Raw genomic sequence first — 8,507 nt, forward strand, 5'->3', positions numbered from 1 at the left:
GATTCGGGAGATTAGTATCCCATAAAAGAAGCGCCAATAATGATTAACAGAATGAACAGAACAACAATTAGCGCGAATGACATTTTCATCCCTCCGCCATATCCTCCAGACATCTTTTACCACCTCCTTTCCGTTCAAAAATACTGATTAATATCCGGACCAAATGGTCGCGCCAATAATGATGAGGAGAATGAACAATACGACGATTAATGCAAAGCTTGAACCCATACCGTAGCCGCCACCGTAACCATAGCATCCATAGCCCATAGGTATCACCACCTTAGATAGAAGAGAATTGGTATTTCTCTATTAAATAATATGTAGGTATAGCAAAATAGTTTGGACACAGTCACTTTTTTAAATAAATTCCACGTTTGTCCTATTTGACTTTACAGGGGAAAAATAAAAAGAGAAGCCCGAATCATCAATGCTTCTCTCTTTAATGAGGTGACTTAAAGGTAATGCACGGTGGAGGTCTGAAAGAGGTTCACCTTTCATTTATAAGTTATTCAAATCCGTACAAAACGGTTTGGACGAGTTACCTAAAACAAGAAATTTTCCGCACAAAAAAAACCGGGATTATTAATCCCGGGCTGCTGTGTGGTGTTCATGTTTATGGATGCCAAGCACTGTTCCTGCGATGTTGACGGAGTGGTCGCCAATCCTTTCTAGGTTGGAAACGATGTCCACAAAGACAATGCCTGACTGGGCCGTGCAAACCCCTTCGTTCAACCGCAAGATATGCTTTTTGCGGAATTTTCGTTCCATCGAATCAATGACTTCTTCTCTTTCAGCAACTGTATGTGCGATTGTTTTATCATTTTTTTCAAGGGAATGAATCGCCTGTAGGACGGTTTCCATCGTAAATTCAAACATTTCAACGAGGTCAGCCATGGCCTCTTCCGTCAAAATCACTTTGTTTGCGACCTGGTATTCCACAAGTTCCAGTATATTTTCACAATGGTCCCCAATGCGTTCAATATCACGAATAATATCAATTAAAAATGAATGGCTTTCTGATTCCTGAGCCGACAGAGAAGACCTCGACATTTTGACAAGATATTCAGTAATCTTGTTATCCAGATTATTGATCGCATCTTCGAGTTGATAAGCAGTTTCCGCATTCTTTCTACTTTTCGTCTGCAGATAGTTGTATGATTCCTGTATGGCCTGGACAGAAAAATGCCCCATCCGTATGACTTCTTCTTTCGCAGCACCAAGCGCAATGGATGGTGACTGTTCAATTAAATGAGGATCAAGATATTTCGGCTTAAACTCAATCTCAACATCTTCACCAGGGACCAATTTTGTCACAATTAATGCGAGTAGTGCGATGAACGGAAACTGGATTAACGTATTCGTCACATTAAATGTTCCGTGCGCAAAAGCAATCTGCATTGCGGGATTCAAATTCAGAATCTGATCAAGCCATGCAACAAACGCCGTAAATGGAGTAAGTAAAATCATAAATATAATGGTTCCAATCACGTTAAACATCACATGGACCAAAGCAGCGCGCCTTGCCGCTACTGAAGCACCAATAGAAGCCAGAACAGCGGTTATGGTTGTCCCGATATTATCTCCAAATAGAACCGGAAGCGCAGCTTGCAAATCGACAAGCCCTTCAGAATACAAACCTTGCAAAATTCCAATGGTCGCACTTGAGCTTTGAACGATAATCGTGAAAATCGTACCAACAACAACACCTAGGAACGCGTTGTCACTCATGCTCTGAGTTAGGTCGATAAAGGTCTGGAGCTCACGGAGAGGCTTCATACCGTCCCCCATCAGTTCTAGTCCATAGAATAAGGCACCGAAGCCGAAAACAACCTGGCCAAGGTGATTGAGTTTGTTATTTTTGAAAAAGAAGAGCAAAAAAGCACCAACTGCTACAATTGGCAGAGAATATTCACCAATATCAATCCCAATGATGAAGGCTGTGACGGTTGTCCCGATATTGGCGCCCATGATGACACCAATCGCCTGGCGCAGCGTCATGAACCCTGCGCTGACAAGCCCGATGACGATGACCGTTGTCCCCGAACTTGATTGAATCGCACCAGTAACAAAAATCCCCGCCAGCACCCCCATCAATGGATTCGTCGTTAACCGATCAAGGATGGTTCTTAACCGATCCCCCGCGGATTTCTGCAAGCCATCCCCCATTGATTTAATTCCAAAAAGAAAAATCCCCAGTCCACCAATGAACATAAAGAGGACTTCTTGCCAATTAATCTCCAATAATTACACCCCTGTCCAAAAAATACGACAAACTTCTACATCTACCCAATTATTAAATGTTTGTTAACGAAAGTACAGGCATACGAAGGAAATTTAACAATCTCTTTACATTAACTTTACATTCGAAATAGGGATAAATATAAATTCCAAAGGGTAGGCTTATTAAACATAAGCAAGGGGACGGTTCCAGCGCTTCATTCGGGGACCGAATGAAGCAGCGGAACCGTCCCCTGCATCAAAGTCCTACCTGCTTCTTGATGACGTCAAGTTTTTCGGATAGTTCGTCGGATTTGGTTTTGATTTCGTCTCGTTTAGTTGAGTTTATGTCGCTCATGTAGGTTTGGATTTTGTCGTCTCGGTCTCTAATAATTTGGGTGATTCCGTTTTGTCCCTTTGAATCAATCAACCCTTCATCTCTAAGCCGGTCGACAGCTGCCCTGATTCTCTTATCCTCGTTTTTATAGATTGTAAAATATTTAGAGTTAATCTTTCCAACTGCATTGTTGTGGTCGAGCGTCGTCCAAACGTTATCGGCAAAGCGATGGACCGCCCACCATCTCCACGTATTGATGTTGACGGCTTCTTTCCAGACATCCTTGATTTCCGCAAGCTGCTGTTTTGTTTTGACGGAAGAATATTCCCCGCCTCCAGCCTCGGCTACCGCTTTCAGCTGCTTGTCAGCCTCGGAATCAACATCAAAGCCAATAATATTAATCTTCACATTATTATTGTCCGCGACTGCCTTTTTAGCAGCAGCAACCGGATCGCCATCGCACGTTTCGATTCCGTCACTGACGACATAAATAAAGTTTTCTGTATTCTCGCCGCTGACCGCGCCCAATTGTTCATTCGCCATTGTAATCGCCGATGCCAATGGCGTCCAGCCAACAGCCTCGAATTTATTCAAGGCAGCCCCGAAAGCAGCACCTTCATACGCCTTCAACGGATACATCGATTCGACTGCACTGCACGACTTGGCTTTATCCGCATCGCTTCCCGACCCCTGATGCCCGAAAGCAATCAGCGAAACATTCACCGATTCCGGAAGCTCTTTTGCCAGGCTTTCAATACTCTTCTTGGCAAGGGCCATCTTGCTCTCGCCGCCAATTTTCGCTTTCATACTGCCACTTGAATCAATCACCAACACAACATTAACGGATTTATCTTCTTCCTTTGTAATCTCGTCCATGCTGATGTCCTCCAAGAGGCGGCCGTCCGGCAATCTCAGTTTCTCGTAAACCACCTCGTAATTCTCCATTTCCTCAGCTACATCCTTATAGCTAGCCCGCAGAGCGAAAGTAATCGACTCCGCCCACTTCTTTTCATCCCAGTTCTTCGTCTTTTTCTTGCTGATTTGTGCAAAGTAAGCATCGACCGCATCCGCGTTCGCTTTTTCAATTGCTTCTTTATCTTCCGAAAACTCCTTGCTTTCTATGAACTTCGTATAAAGTTCGCCTTTTTCTGCTTCTATGTACTCTTTCGCAGTCGTTTTCGGCAGTTCTACTTCTTCTGATATAGAAATGGTCTTCCCAGGTTCAATCCATCCTTTCGTCTCATTCTTGGAAACAGCCTTCAATTCTTCTTTCTCCTGGCAGCCAATGAGAAGCAACGCAGTCAATAATAGTAAGAAAATAAGTCTCGCTCGTTTCATCACTTTCCCCTTCCCTCATGTTGGTTATTATTCTCATTAAACCCGAACCTGTTAAAATATTCAAATAATAAAAGGGATAACCTGTTCCTTTATGGAATTTATTTATAAAGAGATACAAGAAATGGGGGGATTGTTTTGCAAAAAAAGAAAGTTGTTCTGTTATCACTCGCTAGCCTTCTCGGACTTTTTTTCCTCCTTACCGGCATAAACACATTCACGATTAAATCAAAGCAGCCCGCACCCAACCCATCGACTGAAACAATCGACGAGGATTTAGCAGTCAGCCGATTATCCGAAGCAATCACCTACAGAACAATTTCCTACCAGGACCGCAGCAAATTCGATTTCAAGGAATTCGAAAAATTTATTTCTTTTTTGCAAAAGAACTACCCCGCTGTCCACGAACAGCTGGAGCTGGAAAGGTTAATGACTATGCCCTTATTTATAAATGGAAAGGCATTGATTCCGGCAAAAAGCCAATAGGACTGACGAGCCATTATGACGTCGTTCCAGTATTGAGCGGAACAGAAGGAAATTGGGAACAGCAACCGTTCAGCGGAGCGGTTGTAGAAGGGAAAATCTGGGGTAGGGGCACACTCGATGACAAAATCAGCGTCATCGGTATGCTTGAAGCAGCCGAACAGCTCTTAAAACAGGGCTTCAAGCCCGAGCGGGATATGTACTTCATGTTCGGCTTTGACGAAGAAATCGGCGGGAATGAAGGCGCCCTGGCAATTGCCGACCTGATGCAGGAAAGGGGTATCACGTTCGAATTCGTCCTCGACGAAGGCGGCGCCATAGTGGAAGAAATGGTTCCTGGCGTCGACAAGCCGGTCGGAGTTGTTGGGATTTCAGAGAAAGGTTCGGCAACTGCAGAACTGACGATCGAAGGCAGCGGGGGCCACTCGTCTCAGCCAAAAAACCGCACGAATATTGGCCGAATTGCAAGTGCCATAGCGAAATTGGAGGAAACCCAGTTTAAAGGAGACTTAAAAGGACCAGGCGAGGATTTGTTCGAATTCGTCGCGCCGGAAATGAACCTTGGGATGAAATACGTTTTTGCGAATAAATTCATTTTTGAGCCAATCATTGAAAAAATCCTGCTCGGCCAGCCGGCATCAGCGGCTCTAATCCGGACAACGATTGCACCGACCATCTTCCAGGCTGGCGAACAATACAACGCCCTGCCTGAAAAAGCATCAGCACTCATCAATCTCCGGCTCATGCCCGGCGACTCACTGGACGATGTCAAAAGCTTCATCAAAAAAACAATCGAAGATGATGAAATCAACGTTACAGTCAGCGGCAATGAAGCAAGCAGCGTTTCTTCCATAGACAGCTGGCAGTTTAAAGCGATCCAGCAGGCCGCCCGGAATGTGTACAGCGAGGCCGTCATCGCGCCTTATCTCATGTTCGCTGGCTCCGATGCGAGGCATTACGACAAGGTGTCCGAAAACACGTACCGCTTTCTCCCCGTCCAAATCACCTCCGAGGACCTGAACAGAATGCACGGAACGAACGAGCGTGTCAGCGTGGACAACTATGTGAATGCGATTAAGTTTTATATTGAGGTGATGAAGGAAGGGGCAAAATAGAAGTTTAAAAAACCGTTTTCCCCACATAAATCCCGGCCAAAAAAATGGTTGAAATCACAATGATATGTAAGACAATCCAAGCCCATTTGCCATATCTGAAAGAGCTTGCATTGATCGGCCGCCTTACGTTGTCAGGGACAATCTTCCCTCCCAAAAGTTCGAATAATAAGTAGAAAAGCCACCACAATGTGTAGCTATCCCATAAATCCCACTCCGGGCCAAATACAAAGAAGGATGTTTGCCTAAGGATTACCTCGCCTAATACACCAAGATGCACAACAGCCCAATAAAAAGGGATTTTCCAAATCCACTTTTCCGGGCTATACCTTACCCCGGACAGGACTAGGAAAGGAAAAACGGTCGAAACAAGCCCATAAGGAATCAATGCATCCCCGTGCAGGACATTATTGGGATACGAATAGAAACCACTAGATACAAAGGCATAACATAATACATTCGCTGACACGGCACTGGCCAAATAAAGGAATCCGTACCGTTTCCAATCGGTCCGAATGATAACCAAGCAGCCTAAAGCTCCTGCTAGTATAAGCAGTAAAACCATACCTTTAAGAATCATGTCATCACCAAACACTTTTCTAACATTTTTTCAATCGCTCCAAAATTTTCCCTCAATCCATTTATGTTTAGAATATCCTAAAAGGTGTAATATATTTTCATCGCCGTAAAAAGGCAACAAAATGGCAGAGCAAAACCGTGACATTAACTTTTTTGCAAATCTAGTCTTAAAGACTGTGGTTTCTAGTGGCATTTATTCCAGATCACAAAAATGAAACCGCCCCTCTTCCACTCTTCTGCCGACTGTGAAATCGATTTTCTTTTTGAACAGCGGCCCGTCAAAGAGAAATGAATGGTATTCGCCATTTTCACCGCATGGATCCGCTTTTGCCTGCAGTTCTTTCATAAAATCCGCATCCAGCACCCTGCCAAGGAATTTATTGGACAGCTGTTCTGTATCCACACATGTTGTGATCGTTTGAAAGCCGAGTGAGATAAACTCCTGAATAAGATCTTCCGTATCTAATCCCCAAAGCGGAAAAACTGCTTTCAGACCGTGGTTTTCGATGAGGCTTTCCCTGTACTTCTTGACATCCCCCAGACAGATGTCGCCGAACATCACAGTAGTAACTCCCTCTTTTTTCAGCGATTCCAGCAACTCATCAAATCTCAGCTGATACACTTCGTTTGGGCATTCCTTCGGGATGTACATCTTTCTTAATGGGAGCTCCAAGCTTTCCGCCTGCTTTTCCAACAAGCATTCCCTGACGCCATGCATGCTGACCCGGCTGTATTCTTCCGTTATGGTCGTAAATAATGAATCGACTATATACGTTCCTTTTTGCAAAAGTTTATATAAAGCGAAGCCGCTGTCCTTGCCGCCGCTCCAAGATATCGCAATCCGTTCCTTCATTTTACTCCCCCTCTTATCCTTTTTAAGTGTTTCTTCTATCATAGCAGGAGAAAACCTTTTATTTTGCATAATTAGTATTCCGCGCTAATAGATTTTCTCGGCTTTTCCCAGAACTCGCCTCATTACATTTGGCATACTTTCCCTTTCACTAACCCACACTAATTCTAACGACCGAGATGGAGTGATAGTAAATGAGGAAAGCAAAGAAAGCCTTACTAGTTTGCCTATTTCTTTTAACATTGGGGGCATGTGGAACGGACAACAGCTTTAATGGCAGCAAAGCTGGGATAAACAGGTTAAATACCAATAAAATTGGCGAGAATCGGCAAGTAAAAGTGTCCCAGAAAGCAGCCCGATCGGTGGAGCGCCTTGCAGAAGTCCAAAGTGCCCATGTCATCGTCGACAACACTGACGCCTATGTCGCAATAAGACCAAATGATGCTCAGAGCATGCGGGCTCAAGGGTACCGCACAAATCATAAGGAGGATGGAGACAAAAATACCGGCCCACTTGTAAATCCTGGTTACCACGGGCATGGGGACGGTACGAAAACAGGCGAATACAGCGGCACTGGAATTGGCGGCGGCAGCATAGAGGGGTTGGCACTCGAAGACAATCAAGGAAAGGTCTTTGGCGTCCACAATACCACAGACACCAGTAATCCTAAAATCATAATGGATTCCTCTTATTCCGGGATTTCTGCATCATTTATCCAAAGTTTAGCGAATCAAGTAATGAAGGCCGAGGGGAGTGTCGAAAAAATTTATCTATCCTTTGATCCGGACTTTTATATGAGGATGAACCGATTTGCTGATGACATCAATAATAGGCAAATTGGGATTGTTCGTGATTTTAGGAGAACAGTAAATGGTATATTCCAAGACCAGTAAGCTTCCCCACAAAAGATTTGAAAGCCAGTATGCAGGAGAGAGTCATTACTGGCTTCCTGTTGTTCATGTATCAACCAAGTTTCTGAGCATTCCTATTCTTAGTAAGGATGTTGCTAATCCATTTAGCTGCAATTGCATACGCTCAGCTGTTTGATAACTAGCATTTTGCAATAGAATGGATTGGTTATAGGAAACCGATCTTTCCGGCTTTGGTCGTACAGGGTTCGAAATTCCTTCTCCTGAAACTGCATCTGCTTTTCAATGACATATATGTGTTCGTATCTCATTCATTCCATCTCCCTTGTTCTTGTTATCCCCATCTTACTGGGTATCCATTGCTTACACATTGGCCTTTATGATGGAAATAACTACGACTTTGGGAGTAGAAATGATGAAAGAACAAAATGCGCAAGCGCCTTGGTTAGCCCCGACAAGCACAAGACGAGCCGGACGAAAGGTTCGGTCTTTAACCTTTTGGCCGGAATGGCTTGTGACCTCGAGGGGCTAGGCGCTGGAGCTGGATTACACCAACTTGTTTTGAGTTTTCCACAAGGACATATTTTATAATTTCCTTGTAGAGTAGAAAACAGGAATTAGACTTTGCCCTTCTTGTCCTCGGGTTTCAGGGTGTTCCACCTTACTAAGCCAGACAAGTGGGCAAGTCCTTTTCCTGTTCCCCCTCATCAAACCGTACGTGAGGT

10 protein-coding genes are annotated in these 8,507 nt (G+C 44.2%); 3 read left to right on the top strand and 7 right to left on the bottom strand.

The features are described from left to right. Positions 1-11: 11 nt before the first annotated feature. From D1B31_RS19120 to D1B31_RS19135, 4 genes are all read right to left on the bottom strand, one after another. On the bottom strand, positions 12-113 hold the full coding sequence (locus D1B31_RS19120; protein ID WP_118923422.1) for a YjcZ family sporulation protein: 102 nt from the start codon (positions 111-113) through the stop codon (positions 12-14). A gap of 34 nt (positions 114-147) precedes the next feature. Further along, positions 148-267: a YjcZ family sporulation protein gene (locus D1B31_RS19125; RefSeq protein WP_118923424.1), complete on the bottom strand. Its 120-nt coding sequence runs from the start codon at positions 265-267 to the stop codon at positions 148-150. Positions 268-582: 315 nt separating this feature from the next. Continuing rightward, entirely contained in the window at positions 583-2,241 is a 1,659-nt protein-coding gene (locus tag D1B31_RS19130; protein WP_118923426.1) for a Na/Pi cotransporter family protein, read from the bottom strand. Between the two features lie 235 nt (positions 2,242-2,476). After that, positions 2,477-3,892 (bottom strand): vWA domain-containing protein, encoded by a 1,416-nt coding sequence (locus D1B31_RS19135; RefSeq protein WP_118923428.1) that lies wholly within the window; start codon positions 3,890-3,892, stop codon positions 2,477-2,479. A 135-nt stretch (positions 3,893-4,027) separates the two neighbouring features. On the opposite strand from D1B31_RS19135, the gene D1B31_RS24430 reads away from it, so the two are divergent. Further along, positions 4,028-4,375 carry a hypothetical protein gene (locus D1B31_RS24430; protein ID WP_158587613.1) on the top strand — a complete coding sequence of 116 codons (348 nt, stop codon included), beginning with the start codon at positions 4,028-4,030 and terminating at the stop codon, positions 4,373-4,375. Positions 4,376-4,377: 2 nt separating this feature from the next. Continuing rightward, positions 4,378-5,487, top strand: a complete 1,110-nt coding sequence (locus tag D1B31_RS19140; protein WP_240035350.1) for a M20/M25/M40 family metallo-hydrolase — start codon at positions 4,378-4,380, stop codon at positions 5,485-5,487. A gap of 4 nt (positions 5,488-5,491) precedes the next feature. Here the strand turns inward: D1B31_RS19140 and D1B31_RS19145 are convergent, their stop codons facing one another. Further along, complete coding sequence (locus D1B31_RS19145; RefSeq protein WP_240035348.1) at positions 5,492-6,079, bottom strand: CBO0543 family protein; 588 nt, start codon at positions 6,077-6,079, stop codon at positions 5,492-5,494. A 177-nt stretch (positions 6,080-6,256) separates the two neighbouring features. Then, complete coding sequence (locus tag D1B31_RS19150; protein ID WP_158587615.1) at positions 6,257-6,916, bottom strand: Dph6-related ATP pyrophosphatase; 660 nt, start codon at positions 6,914-6,916, stop codon at positions 6,257-6,259. A gap of 191 nt (positions 6,917-7,107) precedes the next feature. On the opposite strand from D1B31_RS19150, the gene D1B31_RS19155 reads away from it, so the two are divergent. After that, complete coding sequence (locus tag D1B31_RS19155) at positions 7,108-7,806, top strand: YhcN/YlaJ family sporulation lipoprotein (RefSeq protein WP_118923436.1); 699 nt, start codon at positions 7,108-7,110, stop codon at positions 7,804-7,806. Positions 7,807-7,928: 122 nt separating this feature from the next. Here the strand turns inward: D1B31_RS19155 and D1B31_RS24435 are convergent, their stop codons facing one another. Further along, positions 7,929-8,093 (bottom strand): hypothetical protein, encoded by a 165-nt coding sequence (locus tag D1B31_RS24435; RefSeq protein WP_158587616.1) that lies wholly within the window; start codon positions 8,091-8,093, stop codon positions 7,929-7,931. Between the last annotated feature and the right edge of the window lie 414 nt (positions 8,094-8,507).

The organism is Neobacillus notoginsengisoli, from assembly GCF_003515685.1.
Lineage (GTDB): Bacteria > Bacillota > Bacilli > Bacillales > Cytobacillaceae > Bacillus_D > Bacillus_D notoginsengisoli.